The organism is Sporosarcina sp. OR05, assembly GCF_041414805.1.
Taxonomy (GTDB): Bacteria; Bacillota; Bacilli; order Bacillales_A; family Planococcaceae; genus Sporosarcina; species Sporosarcina saromensis.
Window position 1 is genome coordinate 1 of record NZ_JANKJL010000035.1, and the last position, 1,038, is coordinate 1,038.

At 39.8% G+C, this 1,038-nt stretch carries 1 protein-coding gene and 1 pseudogene; both read left to right on the forward strand.

Annotated features, from left to right (window positions below):
• Window positions 1-34 precede the first annotated feature (34 nt).
• On the forward strand, window positions 35-430 hold the full coding sequence (locus NRI27_RS17960) for a type II toxin-antitoxin system RelB/DinJ family antitoxin (protein ID WP_371391903.1): 396 nt from the start codon (window positions 35-37) through the stop codon (window positions 428-430).
• Window positions 430-1,038, forward strand: a pseudogene (locus NRI27_RS17965) (integrase); the annotation flags it as partial. The gene NRI27_RS17960 and the pseudogene NRI27_RS17965, both read left to right, overlap by 1 nt.

Genomic DNA, 1,038 nt, shown 5'->3' on the forward strand with positions numbered 1-1,038 from the left:
TTCGTAATACAAATTGTCATACAAAAAAGAAGGGATGATTGATTTACATATGAAAAAGGTGCCGATGAAAAATATTAATTCACGAATCGATGAAAAAAACTTTTATGAAATTCAAGCTGTCGCTTGGTATATGGGCATATCCAGAAGCGATTTGATTCGAGCCATGGTTCAAGCGTTTTGTCGAAACGGAACAATAAGCTACAGGGGGGAGAAAAAGAGATACAAAGAACTTACAAAGTTAGCGATGGAAGAACTGGCTGAAAAGGATATGGATCCACGTAATCTTGTAAAAACCAAAAAACAAGAAAGTGACATAGAGGATTCTCTACCGAATTTAGAATTAGATGAGATTGTGAAGCAACACGTAAAAAGCGTAAAAAAGGCATGGGAAGAATCCCAGTCCCAAAAAAATGAAGCAGGTGGGGTTTGATGGCGAAAAAACGAGGTGGAAATCGTTTAAAGTATCAAGTGGAACAAGCGATTAAGAAAATTAATATGATTGGCGTTTCAAAAAGGGAGTTAAGGGGAGCAAAAACCGAAACTGGTATACATTCAATTTCTCAGGTAAAGCATGCCCTTTCTGTTTCACAAAATTTTGCGGAATGGGCAAAAAAACAAGACATAAAGGATCTTTTTCAACTAAAACGGTCGCATTACCGAGCTTATATTGCCCATAAACAGGCTGAAGGCGTTTCAAATGGTCATCTAATTAATATCGAAACGAATTTGCGGCTGTTAGAAAAGGGAATGAACAGTATTTCAAGAGAAAAAGGGTTTTCGGAAAGAAATTGGACACCTAAAACACGCCTTATAGATACAAGTGTCCGTGAGAAGCCTCAGAATCGCTCCTATTCAACGGAAGAAACAAAAGAGTATTTAAACAAGCTATCAGAAAATGCGCGTGTGGGAGGGGTCCTGCAGTCGGCATTTGGGCTTCGTCTGCGAGAAGCCGCGAACACGAAAGGAGCCCATATCGTGGAGAAGGATGGAAGGCTCTTCTGGGAAGCGTGTAGCGATAAACTGGCTTTGAATACAGCG